General features: G+C 41.6%; 15 protein-coding genes. 5 read left to right on the top strand and 10 right to left on the bottom strand.

The features are described 5' to 3' along the window. Window positions 1–3 precede the first annotated feature (3 nt). A complete protein-coding gene (locus IQ246_RS00715) occupies window positions 4–561 on the top strand; it encodes a carboxymuconolactone decarboxylase family protein (RefSeq protein WP_193999168.1) in 558 nt (185 codons plus the stop codon). Between the two features lie 253 nt (window positions 562–814). Here the strand turns inward: IQ246_RS00715 and IQ246_RS00710 are convergent, their stop codons facing one another. The 4 genes from IQ246_RS00710 to IQ246_RS00695 form a co-directional block, all read right to left on the bottom strand. Then, window positions 815–994, bottom strand: a complete 180-nt coding sequence (locus tag IQ246_RS00710; RefSeq protein ID WP_162397189.1) for a high light inducible protein — start codon at window positions 992–994, stop codon at window positions 815–817. Between the two features lie 392 nt (window positions 995–1,386). Then, window positions 1,387–1,959, bottom strand: coding sequence for a nitrate transporter (locus IQ246_RS00705; RefSeq protein ID WP_193999166.1), 573 nt, complete (start codon window positions 1,957–1,959; stop codon window positions 1,387–1,389). A gap of 1,110 nt (window positions 1,960–3,069) precedes the next feature. Next, window positions 3,070–4,605, bottom strand: coding sequence for an MlaD family protein (locus tag IQ246_RS00700; RefSeq protein ID WP_193999165.1), 1,536 nt, complete (start codon window positions 4,603–4,605; stop codon window positions 3,070–3,072). Between the two features lie 84 nt (window positions 4,606–4,689). Then, a complete protein-coding gene (locus IQ246_RS00695; protein ID WP_193999163.1) occupies window positions 4,690–5,472 on the bottom strand; it encodes an ABC transporter ATP-binding protein in 783 nt (260 codons plus the stop codon). Window positions 5,473–5,583: 111 nt separating this feature from the next. Between IQ246_RS00695 and IQ246_RS00690 the strand changes: the two genes are divergently transcribed. Continuing rightward, window positions 5,584–7,098 carry an NAD(P)/FAD-dependent oxidoreductase gene (locus tag IQ246_RS00690; protein WP_193999161.1) on the top strand — a complete coding sequence of 505 codons (1,515 nt, stop codon included), beginning with the start codon at window positions 5,584–5,586 and terminating at the stop codon, window positions 7,096–7,098. A 44-nt stretch (window positions 7,099–7,142) separates the two neighbouring features. On the opposite strand, the gene IQ246_RS29810 is transcribed toward IQ246_RS00690, so the two are convergent. From IQ246_RS29810 to IQ246_RS00675, 3 genes are all read right to left on the bottom strand, one after another. Further along, window positions 7,143–8,609 carry a hypothetical protein gene (locus tag IQ246_RS29810; protein ID WP_208491939.1) on the bottom strand — a complete coding sequence of 489 codons (1,467 nt, stop codon included), beginning with the start codon at window positions 8,607–8,609 and terminating at the stop codon, window positions 7,143–7,145. A gap of 537 nt (window positions 8,610–9,146) precedes the next feature. Then, entirely contained in the window at window positions 9,147–10,139 is a 993-nt protein-coding gene (locus tag IQ246_RS00680; RefSeq protein ID WP_193999159.1) for a DUF6208 family protein, read from the bottom strand. Between the two features lie 308 nt (window positions 10,140–10,447). Next, window positions 10,448–11,647, bottom strand: a complete 1,200-nt coding sequence (locus IQ246_RS00675) for a glycosyltransferase family 4 protein (protein ID WP_193999157.1) — start codon at window positions 11,645–11,647, stop codon at window positions 10,448–10,450. 501 nt (window positions 11,648–12,148) lie between these two features. On the opposite strand from IQ246_RS00675, the gene IQ246_RS30725 reads away from it, so the two are divergent. Together IQ246_RS30725 and IQ246_RS00670 are read left to right on the top strand one after the other, a co-directional pair. After that, window positions 12,149–12,271 (top strand): hypothetical protein, encoded by a 123-nt coding sequence (locus IQ246_RS30725; RefSeq protein ID WP_255515416.1) that lies wholly within the window; start codon window positions 12,149–12,151, stop codon window positions 12,269–12,271. Between the two features lie 376 nt (window positions 12,272–12,647). Further along, a complete protein-coding gene (locus IQ246_RS00670; protein WP_193999155.1) occupies window positions 12,648–12,821 on the top strand; it encodes a transposase in 174 nt (57 codons plus the stop codon). A 79-nt stretch (window positions 12,822–12,900) separates the two neighbouring features. On the opposite strand, the gene IQ246_RS00665 is transcribed toward IQ246_RS00670, so the two are convergent. Both IQ246_RS00665 and IQ246_RS00660 read right to left on the bottom strand, forming a co-directional pair. Next, complete coding sequence (locus IQ246_RS00665) at window positions 12,901–13,137, bottom strand: hypothetical protein (protein ID WP_193999153.1); 237 nt, start codon at window positions 13,135–13,137, stop codon at window positions 12,901–12,903. Window positions 13,138–13,735: 598 nt separating this feature from the next. Then, complete coding sequence (locus tag IQ246_RS00660) at window positions 13,736–14,059, bottom strand: hypothetical protein (RefSeq protein ID WP_193999151.1); 324 nt, start codon at window positions 14,057–14,059, stop codon at window positions 13,736–13,738. 187 nt (window positions 14,060–14,246) lie between these two features. Here IQ246_RS00660 and IQ246_RS00655 point away from each other — a divergent pair, with 187 nt between their 5' ends. Continuing rightward, window positions 14,247–16,088: an AarF/UbiB family protein gene (locus tag IQ246_RS00655; RefSeq protein WP_208491938.1), complete on the top strand. Its 1,842-nt coding sequence runs from the start codon at window positions 14,247–14,249 to the stop codon at window positions 16,086–16,088. 200 nt (window positions 16,089–16,288) lie between these two features. Here IQ246_RS00655 and IQ246_RS00650 read toward each other — a convergent pair whose 3' ends face one another. Beyond that, window positions 16,289–22,972, bottom strand: coding sequence for a type I polyketide synthase (locus IQ246_RS00650; protein WP_193999149.1), 6,684 nt, complete (start codon window positions 22,970–22,972; stop codon window positions 16,289–16,291). Window position 22,973: the final 1 nt, after the last annotated feature.

Raw genomic sequence — 22,973 nt, 5'->3', positions numbered from 1 at the left:
CCAATGAAATTTACCATTCACACGATTGATACCGCCCCTGAAGACTCCAAAGCAACGTTAGTTCATGTACAACAAACGTTTGGGTTTATTCCAAATTTAGAAGGAATTTTTGCTCAAGCACCTGCATTGCTCAAAGGTTCCATGGCGCTATGGGATTTGTTTGCTACAACAAGTTTCAGTCCAATTGAACAGCAAATCATTTATTTAACGGCAAATTATGAACACGAGTGTCACTATTGCATGGCAGCTCACTCCGGCTTAGCAAAGATGATTGGCATGTCTGCTGACGATATTCAAGCCCTACGCGATGGAACACCACTGAAAAATCCAAAATTGCAAGCATTGCGCCATTTTACACAACGAATGATTCAAGCACGGGGTTGGATTGAAGATAGTGAAATTGAGGAGTTTTTAGCAGTTGGTTATGGTAAACACCAAGTACTAGAAGTTATTCTTGGCATAGCAGTTAAAGTAATGCACAACTATACAAATCACATTGCTAAAACGCCTCTCGATAAACCGTTTCAGCCGTATATTTGGTCAAAACCTGTAGTCACGTAGAGAGTATTTGACCGAATTATAGTGATGGTTTTGCTTGTGAAATTTATAAGTAGTCCCATGAAATGCAAAGCACGTTTACACTCTGCATATCATAGGTAGTTTTTGAGATATAAGGCTTCATCTACAAACAGTTCATCTGATTGGGCATCTCGGAAACAAAAGTTACACAAAACGCTATTGTAAAGACTTTTTCCCAACTAAAGATGAACAGTATTGGCTCCTAAGAGCGTTGGTGTTTATAAGCTACGGCAATCTATAGGATGCCCCAAAAATGCAGGAAGCCTTGACCAGAGAAAACTTCAAGTAGAACAGCGGATAAAAAACCAATCATTGCAAAACGACCGTTCCAATTTTCGCTTTGAGGGGTGAATCCCCAACGCAATGCATTGGGGTCTTCTGAAACCAAAGGCGTAGTCTTTTTGGTGCCTGTCATAACTAACACTCCAAGTTTTTGTGTTTTAACAGTTACATCTGTTATGTAAATAAATGTAACAGAGTTTTAAATAAATGCAACATAAACTTAGGGGTTCCGTAAATATAACTGTTCTCACTTCGTTGCAATACAACCGAAACCCCTCCCCGCAAGCGGGAAGGGGTGAAAGTGAAAGTGTGCTGAATTCAAACGAGAACCGCTATAAACCTGGTTTCCGGTATCTGGTGCATAAGTTCTGATTAATTGCTCTAAAGAATTTACATCATAGTGAGCAAATTGCTGAGAGTCAGCGTCAGGAGGAGCACCGGAACCGTTAAGCGATTTTGTCGATGGTTTCCCGTAAATTTTGATTTGTGGGGTGAAGGCTAGCTACAAACTACCTCAAGCTTTTGTTAAGAAGATTTTTTACCATCTGTGACAATCTGGGAGAGAAGGTTTCCTGTGAAATCTAGCAACTGATCCAGCAACAAGCCAATGATACCGATGTAAAGTATTATCTCGATAATGTAATCAGTATTGCCAGCTTTATAAGCATCCCAGGCGAGAAAGCCAAGTCCTCTTGTTCCTGTTAGCATTTCTGTAGCAATAACTGTAAACCATGCTACCCAAATGCCAACTTTCAAAGCATGAAATATATGAAAGATAGCTACTCGAAAGTTATTGCCCTGTCTGCGAAAATGTTGTATACCTATTGCCGTATTAATAATCACCGTCCAGAGTGTCCCAATAAAAATTACGCTCACAGCTGCCGGTTCTATCTCTTTAAATGCTATGAGTGCAATGGGTAACAAGGCTATAGGAGGGATGCTATGTGGTATCTGAAATAACCGCCTAAATATCTGATAAATCGGGTCATTTATACCTATTAAATATCCAGTAAAACTACCTAAAACAGCGGCTGGAATGTAGCCTATAAATAATCTTTGTAGGCTAGCTAAAAAGTCTAAGAATATATTATTCTCCATGCCTCAGTTCTCATTTATATTATCTGGGGAACACTGCGGCAATAACACACAATAGCAAATCGAAAAGTGACTTGAATTACACTTTTTTCCTTTCTACTACAAGTTTATCTATGCCATCTCCTCCTTGGAGATTCCTCCACAAATTTAGGTATTTTTCCAATGAGGCAGGAGTAGTCTGAAGAAGCCAGGACTTACGCAAGTGTCATATTTTTAACGCCAGAGGTTGTCCAGAGTCAAAGGTCAAAAGTCCAAAAAACCTTGATTCTTGAACGCCACTTGCTTCAAGTCGGCAGAGCCGCAAGGGCGCAGTGGCTCCCCTTGACCCTTGACCCTTGACTCTTATACCAGAAGCCTTGTGTGCCAGTTGCGTAAGTCCTAGAAGCGTTAACAATACGCTTAACTAAAATTTATCAGATAAGTGAACCCTGATTAGAAAATTAAATAAAGTTTCAATAATTCACTTACTGGACACTTTTAGGAAGTGTGAATGTGCGAAAGTTTTACTAATAAGAATTGGCAAAATCTGTTTCGAGGAATACAGATAATATATAGTAATCCCATTTGATTAGTGAATTGATTCGTAGAGACAGGGAATGGAGAATAGGGAATAGGGAATAGGGAACAGGAAAAAAGGGAGTTAGAGGTGTACGCAGTTTTTTCACTTAATCAAATAGGAATCCTATAGAAATCCAGTTTGATGTTTGAAAAAGACTCAGGGAGAATACTGAGGGGTGTACAAGTCTTACAGCAAAACAATTAAGCCGCAATGCGGATTTAGAGATTGTTCAACAAGCGATCGCATCGCAGATTACAAAGTAGCAGAAAACCTTTCACAGCAATATTTAAGTGGGAATTTTGGAATTTGACGTTTCCTAAATGTTGACGCGATCGCCCTAAAGCTTGAAACTTTTAGATCACAACTCCAAAATTTTAGCTTTGAACTAGGATATCAAGTTTTATACTCACATATCCCAGATCAAAGCTTTAAATTTCAACTTCTTTTATATGGCTAACCATGTTTACGGCTGGGCTTTCCAAGAGTTACTAGTGAACCTACACTTTATGCCAAGAATTGTAGATATTTAGCCTGACTCTCAAATTTTTACCTTCCTATTTCCCCGTCTCCAGTTGCTCTCGTTGTTTACCATACTCCCGTAGTTGCTTCAAGAGGTTTTCTTGAGATGATTTGGAGGTAGACTGACTGGGGATTAGTTCAGGAATTGTGCCAGCATTCTGAAAAGTAGCAGATGGATCAGTTGTGTAGACGCGTGAGGGCTGGTTATGAGACATTGCTTGTTGGGTTGGGACTGGACTCTTAATCGCAGCATTTGTGTCAACATCAGCTGTTACCGAATCTAAAATACCAGCAATCTGCCGTTGTTGCTGCGTTGTCGCCTGCTGGGTTGGTGCTGTCTTAATTACAGTATTTGGTTGATTCACAGCAGCTTTTATCGAGTCTAGGGTAGTAGCAACCTGCGCTTGCTGCTGCATCTGCTGGGTAGAAGACACCAAGCCACTTAAACCATTCACCAGTTGTCGGAGATTTTGCCGGAAAGCAGGATCACCTGTCAACTCATCCAAATCAGATGTAATTTTTTGGGTGTTTTCAAATGTTACCCGTGCTGAATCTAAGGTTTGTTGCAGTAGCACTACATTATTTGGATCGTTTAAGGTTTTTGTAGCATCACGTAAGTTAGCTGACGCTTGGGCTGCATTTGTCGAGAGAGTTTCTAAGTTTTGCAGTAATTGTCCTTGGGTCAACCGATTTACAGTAGGTGATAAGCTACTAACTGTAACGCGCAGTTGGTTGCTGGTTTCGGTGATGTTGTTCAAAGCGCCAACCAGGGAGGAACGGTTTGTGGTTAGCAAATTATCTAGATTGTTCAGCAAACGATTCGCTTGATTTGCAGTTGCACCAAATTGATCTACTGTTTTAGCCGTGGATGTGCTGAGTTTATTTGACGCCCGTTGCACAGAATTAGCAGTAGCTGAAAACGTGCCTAGTTGCTGCCTTAGGCTTTTAGTCAAAGCTTGGAGATCCTCACTTAGTTCAGCAAAATTGGACGCTGCTCCTGTAGTGGTTTCCAAAACTCTATTGACGTTGTTATAAAATTTGGGGTTAGTGTATGTAGTAGCTAGGTCAGTTGAGCTGCGAATCAAGTCATCAACACTGATGCCAATCTGACCTTGTAATCGAGAACCATTACAGACGATAAGGCTGGAATCGCAATTTTTCTCTAGGGGTTTAGCCAGAACAACCCCAGGCGGTAGCGTTGTTTTTGGTGTAATGTCAATAATGCTTTCGCTAATCAGTCCGCTTTGATTAGCTTCCACCGATGCATTACGCGGGATGATTAGGTCAGTTTGAGCGATTTCAATCTCTACTTCAACGGCATTTGGTTTTGGTTGAACCCTAGAAATGTTGCCTACTTTGACGCCACGATAGCGAACCGGCGCTCCTCTTTGCATCCCGCCAGCATTGGTAAATTCCACGATAGCTTTGTACGAACTTTGAGCAGCAGTGAATCTGTTCAACCACAAAAATATTAATCCAAATACCCCCAGTCCTAACAGGAGTAGCAATCCTACAGAACCTTCTCTAAATGTTCGCATAGACGCGAAGCGGCTTGTCATTAGACCTCGCATTTTTTTTCTCCACCCAATAATTAGTCCTAAGCGCTGAGTGAAAATAATTTTACTCAGAACTCAGTACTCATCACTCAGAACTGATTAGCCGACTACCTGAATCGGCCCGTGTACACTTCCACTGATGAATTGTCTAATCAATGGATGTTCTGTGCTATCTATTTCACTCACTGTACCTTGCCACTGGATTTTACCTTCATAGAGAAACACAACTCTGTCAGATGTACGGCGTATAGTACTGTCTTGGTGCGTAACAACAGCATAAGTACCACAAACTCCTTGGGCGCTTTGCAAATAGCGGATTAAATCTTCAATCACTGTTGAAGCAATTGGATCAAGTCCGGCTGTTGGTTCATCGTATAGTAAAACTTCTGGAGTGTCCGAGGGACTATCAGGGTTAGACATAATTGCACGGGCAAAACTTACCCGTTTTCGCATTCCCCCCGAAAGTTCGGCTGGGTAAAGATTGCTGATTCCCGCCAAACCTACCATCTCCAATTTTTCTTTTACCAGTTCTTGAATACGCGATCGCCTTAGTTTTGAATTTTGATAAAGTAAAAATCCCACATTCTCTTCTACCGTTAACGAATCAAATAATGCCGCCTGCTGAAACACCATACCAATACCAATCAGGTCGCTACCATCCTCAATCAAGCCGCCTCGCCGTACCCCTTGCACATAAATTTCTCCTTCATCAGGAGCCAGTAACCCCGCGATTATCCGTAAAACCGTGGATTTACCAGTCCCAGAAGGGCCAATTATCCCCAGTGCTTCTCCTCGGTAAATGGTCAAATCCACGTTATCTAAAACTTTATGGCTACCAAAGGACTTAGAAACACCTTTTAGTTCAATTAATGGTTCAGTCATTGGTTATAAATCAGTGGTCAAGGGTTAAGGGTCAAGGGTCAAGGGTCAAGGGTCAAAATAAGTTACTGTGGACTTTTAAGTTTTGACTCTGGACTCTGTAAAGCGGCAAACATGCAAGATAGTGATGTCATTGTTATTGGTAGTGGTATCGGCGGGTTATGTGCTGCTGGGTTACTTGCTCGTTATGGGAAGCGAGTTATTGTGTATGAAAGCCACACAATTGCTGGAGGTGCTGCCCATAGCTTTAAACGGCGCGGATTTGAGTTTGATTCTGGCCCCTCCTTTTATTGTGGTCTGACTGATACCCAGAGTTTGAATCCGCTAAAACAAGTTTTGGATGTTCTCGGCGAATCCATTCAAGTTATATCCTATGATCCCTTGGGACATTACCACTTTCCTGAAAGTACTTTTGCAGTTTATAGTAATGCTGAGCGTTACCGAGAACAAGTAACTAAGATTACGCCTCAAGGTGCTAAGGAACTCCAACGGTTTGAAGAACGCTTGTTAGGTTTATATAAGGCGATGAAAGGCATTCCTACCCTGGCTCTGAGAGCAGATTGGCAGGTAATTCTGGTATTGCTGAGCCGTTACCTGCCATCTTTGGGGAAAATTTTACCTAATTTGCCGCTTATCCAAGCTTCTGTAGGCGATGTGATGGATGCAACAGTGCAAGATACTTGGGTGCGGCGGCTCATCGACCTGGAATGCTTTCTGCTTTCTGGCTTAAAGGCACACGGTACGATCGCCCCAGAGGTAGCTTTTATGTTAGGAGAACGCTCCCGTGCTGGAGTTGAGTATCCTGTGGGTGGTAGTGGCGCAATTGTCAAGGCTTTAGTGCGAGGATTAGAACGCTGGGGTGGTGAGTTGCGGACGGGATGCCACGTCGAGCAAATTTTGGTGGAATCTGGTAAAGCTGTGGGTGTCAAGTTGCAAAAAGGTGAAGTTATCAAAGCGCCTGTGGTGATTTCCAATGCAACGATTTGGGATACCTACAATCACCTGTTGCGTCCTGAAGATTTACCCGCATCTTACCGCCAAGTTGCTTTAAATACACCAGCAGTTGAAAGTTTTATACATTTGCATTTAGGCATCCGGGCGGCTGGATTAGAAAATTTAACCGGACATCATGTGGTAATTCACGATTCTAGTCGGGATATCACTACACCAGGTAATACATGCATGATCTCGATTCCCAGTGTCTGGGATGCGACTCTTGCACCAGATGGACATCACGTGGTTCATGCCTATACCCTGGAACCATACACCGGATGGGAACGCAATAATAGCTATGAACAGAAGAAGCAGGAGAAAGCACAATCTTTATATCGCGCCTTAGAGCGAATTATCCCAGATATTCGCGATCGCATCGTCTTGGAACTCATCGGTACACCGCTGACTCATGCCCATTATCTACGACGCTATCAGGGAACTTATGGCCCTGCCATTTCAGCAAGTAAAGGAATGTTTCCTAGTACGCACACACCAATCCAAGGATTGTACCGCGTCGGTGACAGCACTATGCCGGGAATTGGTGTTCCAGCAGTGGCGGCTTCTGGTATTTTGTGTGCTAATAGTTTAGTGCAACCACAGCAGACAGCAGAGTTATTAGATAATTTGAGAGGTTAATTTTATCTGACTTTCCACATCCCGTGAAAAGTCAGAACAGCTTACTAGTCCCAGAGTGTCTTTATAGATTTTTTTTGCCTGACAATTGCAATTACTGGCTGTACATCATTATCTATTTCCCCTGCTTTCTGTAGCTCAGAAATTGCTTGTGTTACTTTTTTGAAAAGCCTACCCCTACCTTGTCTAAAGTCACGGATAAGATCCTTTTTCTGACTGCCGAATTCAAGAATAATAGTGTTTGCTTTTTTACGTCTACCTTCTTGAAGTTTAATTTCTTTACCCTTCTCTTCCTTCTGGCCAGATTTCCTTGATTCTAGGTCGATTAACTCCAGGATTTCCCCCTCTTTAATCCCTAATCCGTTAGCAAGAACTATTCCAGCGCCACCTTGTTGAATAGAGATGTATTTGCTGTGACAACCCTTGAGTGCCACCTTGTTGTCTCCCAATTCAACTAAGTCCAGCATCTCCCATTCTTTGATGTAATCAACCCAGGTAATGTTGCCATCTGGATGTACGCTGAGGTACTGTTCTTTAAGAGGAGCTTTCAAGGCAAATTTGCCATTTTCTAGAGTAATTAACTTGAAGGTTTCCCAGATACTATTTTGAAAACTATTCGCTAACAATGAACCACCGCCACCATTTTCCGCTACTAAATACTGTCCGTTAGTAGCCTTAAAGGCTACCAATCGGAATGGATAGCTTGTAGGTAGCTTTGAAGAAATTACTAGGTCGGGTTTTTTCGGTTCTACTTTGGGATATTTCTTAAGCGTTTGTGTTTGCTCGCTTTCTGTTGTGGATTGCTTCGGGCCAACTACAAGTGTAGCTAAGATTGAACCACCTCCTACCCCTTGAGTTTCAACTGTCCTTTCACTACCCGCAAAAGCGGCAATCAGCCCTTGTCCGTTTGCATGGGTAAGGATAATTTGATTACTCTCAGAAGCTGGATCTAAATCAACAATGGGGTTGCCATTATTAAAATAGATCGCTTTGACTCCCGCAAAAATAGGGTGGGAACTATTAATGGTTTGATTCCCACTAATGCCGTTATATTCGCCCACAAGTTTGAAACCAAAGGCATTGAGAAAAGTATTCCAACGATCGGCTTCCTGTTGCTGGCCACCCGAACCTGTTCCTGCACCCAGATAAACGTTACCCCCGGCTTTGACATAATCAATTAACACCTGATTATCAGCCGAGTCTCCACAGAGAAAGATGCCATCAAAGGTTAACAAAGTCGGCAGATCAATTTTAATATTGTTGCCAACAGTCCATGTGTAACCTGCTTTAGTCAAAGTCTCTGCTAACACAGATTCGGTCAACCCAAAGTTAGTGGAGTAGGCATGGAATTTGCCTTTGCTACGCCCCCCAGTAAACCATTTAGCAATGTTGGTGACAAAAGTCGCCGTGTCAGGCGCTTGTTTAAACCCACCATTGCTTAAAGTCCATTCGTCACAGTTGACAACAATCTTACCGAATTGGCCATTATTTAATGGCTCTAAGGGATTATTCATAATGACTAATTTGCTACGTTTTCAGGGATTGTAATTTGATACAATTCGATACACAGGACAGAAGTTTACTTCATTTTTTTGAGAAATGCTATCTTTGTATATCTTTTTTATAAAAATCATATAATTGTTACAATACAATAGGAAATTGCTAATTTAAAACTGACTATCAACCACCAATCAACGCGCTCCGTGCAAATCAAAAATATTACTTTTATAAATGTTTTAGGACTTACGCAACTGGCACACAAGGCTTCTGGTATAAGGGTCAAGGGTCAAGGGTTAAGAATCAAGGTTTTTTGGACTTTTGACCTTTGACTCTGAACAACCTCAACGAAAAAATATGACACTTGCGTAAGTCCTGTGTTTGTTCAGAGCAGACGATATACAGAAGGTTCTGTTGCCAGCCCCCTGATGACACAAACTCTTTGCCAGACTTACCAGGGTTGCAAATTGGCCATAACGCTTATATTTGCTAGCTTTTTGTTGATGTTACCATTAATTTTGATATTGTATTCTCAATAAATGGAAAAGGGCAGACTACACACTTGGAAACGATTTTGCTCCATTTGATGTTTTGAGGACTTCTGATAAAAGTTTTATAGTAATCCAGTTTGGCTGGAAACTATCGCTAGCCAAATCTAATTTGGGACGAAGCCGAACTAAATAGAAGCCATCTTTTTCTACCACGGGAGTTGTGTGCTTTTCTGACTTTATCTGATACCAAATAACTGGAAGGCTGGAACGATTATAGATTGTTAAATAGACATCATAGTTATTCAGTAATGACGAATTTATTTGCAAATTTAAAGAGCAAGCCTTATAAATAACTCCATATAAAAACTCGTTATTTGTATCTCCAACAGGTAAATATTCTTTCAAAACCCATTTTTTTGGTAGCCATTTTTGGCAAATCAGTAGAATGAATATGTAATCATTAAGACAGCGGTAAAAAATATTATCTCGTTCTATTAATTTGTTGAAGTAATCGTTGACACTACCACTATTAATTAATTGAGTATTAATAATTTGATGTTCATCGACATTGATAGCTGGTAACTCAACTTTCTCCGACCAATTATAGTATCTTATTCCTAAAGTATATTGTCCCGGATCAAGTTTTAATTGATGCCATTGTTCCAGGAAATTTGAACCATGAGATGCTATATGTTGGATAGCTTTTGCCTGAGGGAAGCTATAGATACCGATAGTCCATGATTGGGCTGAATCTAGACAAGATTTTATATCTATGGCTAAGGATTCTTTTACATCAAAGGGACCAGCACCAGCAGCAATTACATGGGGATTCCAACGGGGACCAGTAACTAGAAGAGATGTTAATATTAAAGACTTTTTAAGCATTTCACCAGAGAATACTAGCCATCTGAAAGATTGTTTTTTGTTAAAATTTGCATTGATATTTACCAGAGTGCGTAGCAACAACCTCACTGTTTTAAAAAATATCAAAGATAATAAAGCTAGCGGTACTGCATACAAAAGTTCTATATCTAAAAGGGTTTTGCTATTTCTCATTTATCAATGACCTCATGGAGTTGTGTTGCAAAAAGTCGTTGCAGAAAAAACTCCGCCTAAATTATAGCTATTTTTCCAGCGATGCCGGGTCATCTGTAGTTCTACTTTAAAAAAGTGCGTTTTTATACTTTTGTTCGAAAGCCGTAAGATATGCTCCCCAAGCATCAGTATAGAAGTGCTCGATACAAAAGGGAGCAAGCAACATTTTTGCTTAAGCCAGTACTGTATCTTTGTGGGGAGTTAGGACATAGGCTACAACTTTGCCAGTGTGACGAACAATAGCATAATTTATCACGTCGCTTTTAAACTCAGTATTGCCGTTCGGCGATCGCTTTATCTTTGGGATCATCTAACAAAATTCTATTGCTCCTGGGGCCGTCTGCCAAAATCTTCAAAATATCTGAGGCAACCCGAGACCAGCTATAATAAGTTTCACTCAGGTAACGCCCCCTCCGACCCATATCTCCAGACAAATCTGGTCTAGACAAAAGGTAATTGATCTGAGTAGCAAAAGCATGAGGGTTTTGATAATCGTTGATGAGGAGACCATTTTCGTTGGGAACGATCACCTCAGAGTTGCCACCTCTAGCAGTGGTAATGATCGATAGCCCCGTTGCCATAGCCTCATAGTGGACTCGAGCTAACGGCTCTTGCCATTGAGAAGCGCAAACAAATATATCCCCTAGAAGGAAGTAATCTGGAATCTCCACTGGAGAAATGAAACCGCTAAGGCGCACATAGTCACCCAAGCTTTGTGCTAGCTTCTTGAGTTCAAGAACGTAGGCATCTTCTTCATTCTTTCCGTACCATTTGCTGCCAACTAGCAAGAGTACTGCCGACGGATGTTGCTCAATTACTTCAGAGAAAGCAGATAGCAAAATATGAGGTCCCTTTTTCTTGGACAGACGCCCCACACTTAACACCACTTTTCTGTCCTTCAAACCATGTGCAGCTAGCAGATCCGCTCGTCGTTTAGCAGCATCTGATGCCCATGGTGGTTGGAAGCGTTTTAGGTTAACCCCAGCATAAACTGGTTGTAGCTTGTGTCGGTATTCAGGAAAGAGGTCAGCAATCCCATGAGCAATAAACTCACTAACTGTAACGACCTTCTCAACTATCTGTAGGCAATGCCGAGCTACCTCAGGAGCAATCTTGCCATCTCCAAACATCTCGTTGTGCATACTGAGTAGAAAACGACTATTCGGAGCTGCTGCTGCCACCAAAGGGAGATATTTAGGGCGATTGTAAATAATAACCCAATCAAACATCTCCCCAGCAACAAAATTGGCTACCGCCTGATAGTACGCTTCAGTATCGCCTCCGGCCCGTTCGTAGCGTATTCCATCCCGAACTTCATGTTCAGCCAGATCTGGGTCAGTCACCGAGAAAACTGTGATTTTATGTTCTCGATTCAAATAAGGCAATATCTCATCAATGTAAGTCTGAATAGCTCCACCTCGGATAAAAGGGACAGGCAACTTTTCTGTACAGACTAATAAGATCTTCACGTTATTGATTTGACCTCTTGCGTTGATGTTGCAAACAGTGATTCAAAAAAAATGTCCCTATAAATCAGAACTACTTATGGCAGAGAGACCGAAGATTTGAGCAACAATATTGTACTTTAGAACAATACCTTCGCCAATTTACGAGGGTGAGTTGATGACGCTTTCACTATTAACTCGCTGTTCACTGAGGTTTGGCAAAAACAATAAGTTCTAAAAATTCCTTTAAGGTTTCCCACAAGGTTTTTTTTTACGTATTGACCGCAGCATAAGGGTTTGAGATGACCAACTACCTTTTAAGCAAAACGCTTATGCATGGGTAATTTTGGCAAAACTGGCAAAATTTTTCTAGGCTCTGATTTTGGCAAAGGTATTGTTAGAACCGATGTGTGCCTTTTCAACCTTCTTAACTAACTTGTCCTTTGCGACAATACCTTAGGAATGGTGCAAGAATAGCTTCCCTAATAATTTGACAAAGGAAGACACATTGGGTAAGCATCTGCTATGTCAACAAGTGAATCTATCAAAGCTAAGTTTAATTCCCTTGCCCCTCATTTCAATGAGAGTCTAACACGTCTTTGGGCAGCCACAGAAGCCATTGCATTGGGCAAAGGGGGCATTAGCTAGGTATCATAAGCGACGGGTCTGTCAGCAAAAACGATTAGAGGACGAATTCGCGAGCTTGAGATTGAGGTAGATACTCCGCTCAAACACACCTGATCTGAGAAAATAATTCGTGGTATTGGTGGTAGAAGGAAACTCGTATGTTCTGCCATCGAGCTAAGACAACTGAGTTAAACATTGCTTTAATCGTTTAGGAACGTGGATTTATTAACTGACAATTTTTCTTCCTCAGATAACCTGGTATTTAAAAGTCTTTAAACCAAGTTTTGTACTTCATTAAATCCACATTCCTTAGAGGATGTCTGAAAAGTAAGAAAGCTCACGTAACGGTATCCTGTCATTAGAAAAAATACTTAAGTATGACAGAGTTACGAGAGCCATGAATCCATCGTACCCAAGTAATCTGACATCTGAGCAGTGGGAACTACTATCAGGATTAATTCCTGCGCCAAAAACAGGTGGTCGAAAACGTAGTGTTGATATGCAGGCGCTCGTTAATGCCATCCTCTGCATATTGTGTGCAGGTTGTGCATGGCGAATGCTGCAACCATGACTTTCCCAAGTGGAAAACTGTGTATCATTACTGACGGCAATGGCGAAAAGATGGAACAAGTTATAGTTTTAAAAACGCTCTAGTCCCACAGTCCCTTGTTAGATTTTTTTTGCTTGACAATCACAATAACTGGCTGCACAGAATCGCCAACTTCCCCTGCTTCCTGTAGCTCAGAAATTGCTTGTGCTACTTTTTTGAAGAGCCGACCCCTACCTTCTCGAAGATCGCGGATACGATCCTTTTTTTGGCTGCCGAATTCAAGAATAATAGTATCTGTTTTTTCAGGTTTACTGCTCGTACTGGGAGTCTTTGACATTAGCTTACCTCGCTATTTTGATTGTATTTTTACATAATTCCTCAGATTAGATGACTATCATCTTTTCTACTGAGGATTTTTATTCATCAATGAAATGAGGTGAAAATTGAGATTATTTTTTTAACTCAACATCACTCAAAATCAAAATTCATGGTCTAAACTTATTCCATTTGAGAGGATGTTTTAAAAGCTACAGAAGGTATAGTTTTTTTGTTCTAAATAGGGTCAGTTCCATCAAAAAATCCAGGTTTGATCCATGACTGAGATGCTTTGTTCCATAAAGGCGGCCGCATCTAAATTGCTCTTGATCACAATCAAGCTTGAGAAGCAACGAATAATTAGCATTTTTCGTTTTATTTATTTTCCAAGACTCAATGCGATCACTAAAATGTTTGTCAATAAGCAGGAATTAATGAGATTATTTTTATCTCTATTGAGAATAAGATGCTTTTATTGACATGACGCGGCGGCCCTATTTGTTCTACTGGCAATGAAAGGTAAAGACCCTTTTAAAACATCCTCTACAATGCGACAACTCTGCTTAACAGAGGTTATTTTTACCTATGTCTTGGAAGTACTCCCTAAATGTAGATACAAACTAAAATAGATTTAGTTTGTATATACTGTATGCCCCTCCCAACTTGGACAAAGACTTGCTCGCATTCTTATTTAAATCACGAAGCCAACCGTTTTTCTTCTTTTTGTTGGATCTTTCGTGCCGATCTAGGTAAGTTCTACTTGCTTTGACTTGAGTTTTGGCCAAACTCCTAACGCTTTTTTCCCAAGGGCTTAAAAGTTTTGACTGCTTCTTCTTCTTTTTCTTTTTTTTCCCTCGGTTACCGAAGATGGTTTCAGGGTAGCCCCCTAAGGAATCTTCGCTACGAAGTACCACAACTCGTTTAATACCCAGTTTGTTGCTCATGTCTGTTATTTTTTTACAAATTTACCTTCATCGTTTGTCTTTATCATAGTATATGATACATCACAATTAAACAAAATGAAGTAAACCGACACAATAAAACTGATGTATTTTTAGTTTTCTAAAAACTATCGAATGTCAGATTTTAAAGGTATTTTTGCCCTTATCCTGGCATTCTTGTCTTTTGCTTGTGTTCACTGCTAATGTTCCTAGACTTGTTGATAAATTACGTCTGCTTGAACAAATGCTTAAGGAAAAATACATTCCAACGCCACTTGTTGAAAAAAAACAGCGAAAAAAAGTAGAAATAGTTGAAATACTTAATAGTCGTCGCTTTTCAATCACTTATGTGATATGGCGATTTATCGTTTATTTTTTAGGTGTATCATTCCGCAGATTTATAAGAAAGCCGGATCTACAAAAAACGGCAATCGGGTTGCGAGAAATATTTGAAGAGTTAGGTGGTTTATGGGTCAAAACAGGCCAATTACTAGCATTACGAACAGATATCTTTCCTGAAGAAGTATGTGATCAATTACTACGCCTGCAATATGGCGCTCTTGGATTTCCAATGGAGTTAGTACGCTCAACTATTGAATCGGAATTGGGTGCTCCAATAGAGAAAATCTTCGTAGCTTTTGATGAGGAACCCCTGGCAGCTGCCTCTATTGCTCAAATTCACACCGCAGTTTTGTCTAAAAACCAAACCTCTGTGGTAGTTAAAGTTCAACGTCCCGGCTTAGAAGTGTCTTTCAAGCGGGATTTAGATGTCATTAAATTTTTCGCCAATTTGTTGAGATATTTGAATATTGGCAATTATCTACGTTTGGATGAAGCGGTATTAGAAGTTGAGAGAATTTTTAATGAAGAGCTAGATTACCGCTATGAGGCGTCCAATATGCGTCGGATGAAAAAGACTCTCAAAAAACACGGCATTTACACTCCGTCAGTATACAAAAAATATTCCAAACGGCGGGTTTTGGTTATGGAGTACATTCCGGGTGTATTGATGGCTGACTACATCAAAGCTTTAAATAAAGATCCTGCCAAAGTGAAGAAATGGGATGAGGAAAATAATGTAAACCGTAAAAAGCTGGGAGAAAAATTATTTTTGTCCTTATTTAGACAAATATTTGAAGATAATTTATATCATGCAGATTTACATCCTGGTAACATATTTTTGTTGCGTGATAGTAAGTTTGTGCTGATTGACATGGGGAGTGTTGGCTCCCTAGACAAAGATTTGAGGACTAACTATTTAAATTACACTAATGCACTAGGGAAAGAGGATTTTCCGAAAGCAGCCGACTATATTATCCGCTTTGCCGTAGATATTCCGAGAGTCAACATACCTAGAGTCCGTGCGGAAATGTCACGTGCAATTGAAGGTTGGGCAGATAAATCCCGGCTCGACGGGTTATCATATAAGGAAAAATCCTTAGGTGGAGCTACTAGTGAAATTTCCAAGGTTTCAGTTAAATATAGTGTGCCAACCAACTGGGGATTTTTGAAGGTAAGTAGATCTCTCATAACCTTGGATGGCTCACTCCAGTACCTCATACCAGATTTTAGTTTTTTAAAGTCTATCAAGAAGTATAGCAAACAGGCGGAGCGTCGTGCTTTAATTCAGAGTCTTCGTCTTGAAAGTATTATGGCATCCGTGAACAATTTTTTTGAGACTGTGGATGAATATAATACTTTGATTCTTCCCAAATTACGGGAGCGAACCATACCGTTTGACGGAACTATTAATAAGTTTGCTCTTTCCCTAGCCTTCGTTTTACGTACGTTCTCCTATGCAATACTAATTGGCGGAGTTATCCTAGCCTATGCTTTCCTCTTTCAGCATCATTTTGCAAGCATTAAAGTCATTCATAATCAACTGTTTGATGAAATTGCCAGACAGATCCCGCCAATACCATACCTGGAATGGATTTTGATCTTTATAGCCATGACATTTATTTTCCGAACTTTATCAGCTTGTTCAGTTATTTTGGAGCAAAAGGAATATGAAGGAAAAAGTATTTTATAAATCACCATTCGTGTAATCGCCTTTGACTAAGAGGAATTATCTACCAAGTTGCTGTTGGAGTGGCTTTTACCTTCATATCTTTAACTCGAACTCAGGTTAAATACTGATTAGACAGCCAGGGATCTCCCTTGAAAAAATCGCTCTCCTCGTAAATTGTTTTTGACAACAGTGCGTTTTTTCTCCATAAATCTGATATATGCCTACCCAGAAGTGTTGAGGGTAGGGACTGCCGCGATACGTTCAATCAGTAATGCTAATTCAGAAGCAGCTTCGATGTGGAGATTGTGTCCTCCGGAAAGAAAGACCCGTTTTGCTTGAGCCATAGCTGTTTGCTGTTGTTGTAAATCTTCTGGACGATTTAGTTGACTGCTCTCTCCATAGACTAATGTGGTGGGAACTTGAATATGTTTAAGCATTTTTATATATTGAGATCGACCTCCATTAAAGCTGTTGAAACTTAGGGTAGAACGAGTCCGAAGAATCGGGTCCCAACTCCACCTCATTCCGCCCTCACAAGGTTCTGTAATTCTTTGGGCGAGAATGTAGGAAAATTCTGCTGACAAAGCAGGTGTAACTTGACGCAGTCTCTTAGCAGCAGTTGCTACATCTGGAAATATAGGATGTTGCGGGGAAGAGGCAAAATATTCTAAAAAAGTCGTTAGCTGATTAATTGGCTCTTGCTTGTTCTCCTCACTAGGTAGCGGAGGTTCTACCAACATCAAGGCTTTTACCTTCTGAGGTCGCACACTAGCAATCATTGCGGCTAACATTGCACCCATCGAATGACCTATAAGAAATAAAGGTTGGTCTGGTAATTCCTGAATCACCCGATCTATTTGAGCCAAAAATGTCAGAGAATTATAAGCAGTGACCATCTCGAAATGAGAAGAACGTCCATGACCAAATAGATCGGGAGCCACTACCCGATAATCTTTTTCTACCAGAAGATGAGCTACTTTTTGCCAAGCTAATCCTTGTTCCAAAATTCCATGAACACAGAGAACTACAGGATTATCCTGGGAACCCCAACTACAGACGCACATCTGATTTCCTCTGAATTCCAAGAAATTTTCATCCGCAATTAAAGAAACTTTGCTTTGTAGTTCGCTCTTGGGTCTATTTAAAAGATGATCGATGGGGTTAGGTAATTCATAATTGAATTGGTTTGCAATCTGTCTTGTTTCTTCTCCTAACGGATGGGGTAATTGAATACTTTTCCACTTGTCTCCTAAACTTCCGTCTACAGAATCGTGTTTGAGAAAGTTGGGGTCGCTGATTGACAATGAACTTTGATAAACACCCTCAGTCATGCGATCGCCCTCATAAGGGCGCAACAGTGCCGTATCAAAATCAACGTTGAGGAAATCGCACAGTTCTGATAAAATACCAGAGGGATCCTTTACAAGTTCTTCATAGCGAATCTGGTGATGACGATGTGGTTCTATTTGAGCCAGAAAATTTAGTATATTCTGATTACTCTTAGTCCATACCTGCTCTGCAATCTGGTAAGGATTTTCATCACCTAACCCTGCCATTTTTTGCATCCGCATCCGCACAAATGACTCAACGACTGGATAGGGATGGCGAACTAGGTGAATGTATTTGGAGTTAGCAAATATAGCTTCTCCTCGTTCTAAGATGGCACGATTCACAGCATAGGAAGGAGATTTATCTACTAGCAGACGGGGAGCTATATTTTCCTGAAGCTTCTGATACACCTGCTGAATCGACAAATTCTGCAACTCCATATCTTTAACTAAAGTCTGGCTAGCTGTTGCATCTAGATTGAGAATTTCCATTAAAGCTTTCTGTAGCCCTTCATCCAAGTGAGAAAGGTTGAGTTGTTCCTCTCGCTCTCTCATAGTATTAAAGGGTAAAAGATGCAGTTCTGGTGGTGAAAATAGGGAAGGATGACCAGCTAGCATGACCCTCAGCAAGGTTGAACCAGACCGAGGACTTGAAAGGATAAAGATAATACCAGGGAGACGTTCTTTCCTTGGAGTTACAGGAGGCAAATTAGCGATCGCTTTTGTCTCAAACAATTCTAAAGTGGTTGGGGATGGTTGATGAGAGTTAAGCGCCACGTCTTTGTTCCACAGTTCAGCACTCAAATACTCAGTTAGGAAGTCAATTCTCGGTCGTTCATAAAATTCTCTGGGGTAAATCATGAAATCTAAGTCGCGACTGAGGTGATTTACCACTTCCATAGTCATGAGAGAATCCATACCCAATTCGATGAGATTGGTATTAGTAGGAATCTGGGATAAATTAACTCTGAGGGTCTTGGCGACTAGAGATTGCAGATAATTGCTCAAAATTTCTTGACGTTCAGTTTCTGGCGCTGCCTTTAATTTCTCTAAAATTGCTTTGTCATTTTGCTGTTTTAATACAGGTTGTTGTAATTTATCCTGCTCTAACAGTTCCAAAAGTAATGAATTTGGATTTTCTAAACTCCACTGTTGTGCCAACACCGACCAATCTGCGGGTAGTACCCCCACCTGTGATGTAGACTGGTTCATAAGAAGTTGCTCTAATACTTGGAGTCCTTGTTCTGGAGAAATAGAACCTATCCCAGCTGTTTTCAATCGGCTCTGATAGTGACTCGCTACACGAGTAGCCATCCCAGTTTGAGACCATGCTCCCCAGTTAATGCTTAATCCAGGTAATCCCATCCGGCGACGATAATCAGCTAACCCATCCATAAATGCATTAGCAGCAGCATAGTTTCCTTGGCTAGGCGAACCCAATAACGAAGCCATTGAGGAGAAGCAGACAAAGAAGTCTAGCGATCGCTGTTGAGTTAATTTATGCAGATACCAAGCGCCTTTTACTTTGGGAGCCATTACCTGAGTAAAACGCTCCCAACTCATTTGCTGGATCATCCCATCATCCAAGACTCCAGCTGCATGAATCACGCCGAGCAATGGCGGTAGGGATGTCTGCACTTGCTCTAGAATTTTCACCACATCTTGTTCGCTAGAGATATCTGCACACAAGACATGAATGCTAGCTCCTGCTTGTTCTAAACGCTCAATCGTTTTCTGCGCTTGTTCAGCAGGTTGGCGACGACCAATTAAAACTAAATGTTTGGCTCCCTTCGACACCATCCACTCGGCTGTATGTAATCCTAAAGCTCCCAGACCTCCAGTAATCAGATAAGTTGCATCAGAACGCAATGACAGGGGAACAAATTCCGGCAGAGACTGCTTGACTAAACGAGCTACATAGGTATTGAGATCGCGCACAGCTAGATGGTCTTCTTTTCCGTTGTCTGCTAACAGTTGCAGTAATGTTTGTACTTCATCTTCTGAACCTTGAGGGTCTAAATCTACCAAACCGCCCCAGAGTTGTGGATGTTCAAAAGAGATGACTCGACCTAACCCCCATAAAGATGACTGAGTGACTGTTAGTTGTTCTGTCTTTGATGAGGAGACGGGCTGCGAACCTCTAGTAACCAGCCACAATTGGGTTAAAGTAGTCTTGGGGTTTTTGACTAGAGCCTGTAACAAATGCAGTACACTACCACATCCCCAAAGTTGCGCTGACTCTAAGGCAGAAATCGTTAAATCTTGTTCACAAGTAGCATCTAGACTCCACAGATGAATTACCCTTTCTATGGGTAATGTACTTGTTTCAATAATTGCCTGATAGAGTTGTTCAAATTCCTGGAGATGCTCAGGATTGATTTGATAAATTCCTCTTTCCGGACTGTGATAAGTGTCGGCTCGATAAACTAAACTGCATTCATGTCCTTGGTGTTGCAATTGAGTCATCATATCTCGTCCTAAGCCTTCCAAGTCAGCAAAAATCAACCAATGGCTAAGTTGAAAATTCGGCTTTTGCTGACTAATCTTAAAAGGTTTCCACTGAACTTGATAGAGCCAATCTTTGATAGTTACTGTTACTAATTGTTGCTGATGTTTCTCAGCTAATACCGCTAATAAATTGGGTAATAATTTTACTTGCTCTGGTGATAAATTACCAGCTTGTGCTAGTTGTTGAGCTAGCTCTGCGGTATATCCTTGACTCAGGAGGTTAACGATAGAAGTATTCCCATTTTCTGTAGCTACAGATGTGAGGTTGTGTAGGCTTTGGATTGGTTCTCTTGGATAAAGTTGCCGTTGGAACGGATAAGTTGGCAACATTACCTTACCACGAGGATAATCTCGATCAAACCCTAACCAGTCTACCTTAGCTCCCTGCACATACAACTGCCCCAAACTAGAGAGCATTTGTTCCGAATCACTTCGGGGTGAACGCAAAGAAGGTAACCACACTTGTTGATTGTCTGGTAGACATTGACGGCCCATCCCCAATAGTATCGGCTTCGGTCCTATTTCTAAGAAAACTCTATACCCTTGCTGATGTAGCGTCTCCATACCCTGAGCAAACCTCACAGGTTGTCTAACATGACGCACCCAGTATTGATGTGTAGCAATGCTTTCATTAGCTCGTTTGCCCGTCACATTAGATATTAGCGGAATTTGAGGCTGATGGTAGGTGACTTGTTGAGCTACTGCTTCAAATTCCCTTAGCATTGGCTCCATCAGTGGTGAGTGGAAAGCGTGGGATACCTGTAGGGGTTTGATCTTGATTGCTTGGGATTCTAGGTGGCTACAGATTGCCCCAATAGCTTCAATTGCTCCGGAAATCACTATACTTTCAGGACTGTTAAAAGCAGCAATTGCTACTTGTGAAGTATAAGATGCGATCGCTTCTCTTACCTGAGACTCCGATGCCAGCACCGACACCATTTCACCACCTGCGGATAATTGTTGCATTAACCGTCCCCTAGTGGCAATCAGCTTGAGACCATCTTCCAGACTAAAGACTCCGGCTATAGTTGCGGCAACATATTCTCCCACACTGTGACCCATCACCACATCTGGCTCGATTCCCCAGGATTTCCACAACTGTACTAAGGCATATTCCAGAGCAAACAAAGCTGGTTGAGTGTATGCGGTTTCATTCAGAAGATGAGATTGTTTTCCTACTTCTGTGTGAGGATAAAGTACTTCTAATAGAGGGATTTTTAGGTAAGGTTGCAGAATGCGATCGCATTGCTCCAAAGCTTGACGAAAAATCGGTTGAGTCTGGTATAACTCCCATCCCATTCGTATATACTGAGAGCCTTGACCTGTGAACAGGAAAGCTATTTTTGGTTGACTGCTGGTGTTCCTGAGTTGACTTGAGAACAACCCTAGCGTTTCGTTATTGGTACTGAAATCTCCCAACTTTTCCCTCAGTTCCGCTTTTGAAGCCGTTAGCACAGCTAGACGATACTGAAAATGAGACCGTCCAGTATTAGCGGTGTAACAGATATCTTCCAATCTTTGTTCTGGATGAATTTTCAAATGATTATAATAAGAACTGCCTAGGTCTTCCAGAGCCTTTTGAGTTTTCGCCGATAGAGTTAGTAAATGGACAGGACGTTCTAAAGAATCCTCACTTCCAACTATTGACTTTGGACTTTTAACCTGTTCTGGAGCTTCTTGCAAAATCACATGAACGTTGCTCCCACTCATACCAAAGGAACTCACTCCCGCCATTCGGGGCTGTTCTCCCCGCAGCCAGGGAATTCCGGTAGTGGGAACAACCACAGGAATTTCATTCCAAGGTATGTAAGGATTAGGCTCTGTAAAGTGCAAATGAGGCGGTATCTCCTGATGGTAAAGCGCCAACACAACTTTCATTAAAGATGATACGCCAGCCGCCGCTTCCAGGTGTCCGAAGTTGGTCTTGACCGAACCAACTACCAACGGTTCACTGTGAGGACGGTTTTTTCCATATACTGCTGCTAAGGATTCTAGCTCAATGGGGTCGCCAAGGGTAGTGCCAGTGCCGTGAGCTTCCACATAGCTCACCTGATGCGGCTCCACCCTGGCATTTTCTAGTGCTTGCTGGATGACTTCCTTTTGAGCTTTCTTATTGGGCACAGTTAAACCACCGCTAGGCCCATCGTGGTTGGTAGCCGAACCTCGAATCACTGCTAAAACTGAATCACCATCGGCTAGAGCATCTGAGAGACGCTTCAGGACGACCATCCCACATCCTTCTCCCTGACCATAACCGTCTGCCGAAGCAGCAAAAGTTTTGCAGCGGCCATCAGGAGCCAGAGCCTTCATCTTACAACGAGCTATGGTGTTGCCAGGGAACAGAATCGCATTAACTCCGCCTACGAGAGCGAGATTGCATTCTTTTAAACGTAAACTTTGGCAAGCGAGATGCACAGCTACTAGAGAGGAGGAACAAGCAGTATCTAACTGAATATTGGGTCCTTGCAACCCAAGTAAATGGGAAATACGACCCACTGCTATGCTGCGGGCAACACCTATGCCAGTGTAGCCATCAACCTCTTGATTTTGACTAGATGGGGTAAATGAGTTGATAACTGCGTTGACTGTTTGGTTAGACACATGGTCGTCTGTGCAAATGCCCACATACACACCAGTTCGGCTGTTTCTCAACTTATTTGGTGCAAGTCCGGCGTTTTCTAGAGCTTCCCAGCTAACTTCTAAAAGCAGCCTTTGCTGGGGGTCTAAACTCGCTGCTTCCCGAGGCGACATGCCAAAAAATTGAGGGTCGAACTGATCAATTTCTTGAATAAAGCTACCGTTGCGGGTGTACGACTTGGAAGGAGCTTCGGGATCTGGGTCGTAGAAGGCATCAACATCCCAGCGATCTGTTGGTATTTCGCTAACAGCATCTACACCATCTTGCAGTAAATGCCATAATGAAGCGGGGCCGTTGGCGTTCCCAGGAAATCGGCAACCCATTCCAATAATCGCTATTGGTTCGGTTTTTTCTCGATGGACTGCTTCTAGTTTATTGTGAACTTGCTCTAGAAGCTCAAACAACTGCTGGGATGAAAGAGGTTGATTCATA

The sequence above is a fragment of the aff. Roholtiella sp. LEGE 12411 genome (assembly GCF_015206995.1).
In the GTDB taxonomy this organism is placed as follows: Bacteria; Cyanobacteriota; Cyanobacteriia; order Cyanobacteriales; family Nostocaceae; genus Komarekiella.
Note: the sequence above shows the minus strand (reverse complement) of the source record. Positions and strands in the feature narration are given on the sequence as shown.